The following is a 290-nucleotide window of genomic DNA, read 5'->3' on the forward strand; positions in this document are numbered from 1 at the left end:
TTAATGGCATCACGGATTCTGAGGAATTTAAAGCGATTGAAAAACAAATGGGATTTTAGGAGGATATAACATGAGCAAAATAAACGAATTACTAATTGCTTGTAAGGGTGCAGTCGAGTACCTGCGAATGTATTGTAATCCACATCAAGCCATCATTATTGACAACGAGAAAATAAAGATCGTAAGCGACGATGTTGGAATTCCTATGGACAATTCAGCCGATCAGCAAAAGCCAACCGGCTGAATCCTGTCAGACGCGCCTGTAAGAATGGCGTTTGTCAAGACGTGAG

General features: G+C 41.0%; 1 protein-coding gene. It reads left to right on the top strand.

All coding sequences use genetic code 11. The features are described 5' to 3' along the window. The first annotated feature begins 70 nt into the window (after nt 1–70). The gene (locus tag CHK_RS16435) at nt 71–244 is read left to right on the top strand and encodes a hypothetical protein (protein WP_160295557.1); all 174 of its coding nucleotides are present in this window, start codon (nt 71–73) and stop codon (nt 242–244) included. The last annotated feature ends 46 nt before the right edge of the window (nt 245–290 follow it).

The organism is Christensenella hongkongensis (assembly GCF_000981035.1).
Lineage (GTDB): Bacteria > Bacillota > Clostridia > Christensenellales > Christensenellaceae > Christensenella > Christensenella hongkongensis.

Coding starts and splice junctions, on each gene's coding strand:
- CHK_RS16435 (WP_160295557.1), top strand. CDS start 71: ATGAGCAAAATAAACGAATTACTAATTGCTTGTAAGGGTGCAGTCGAG.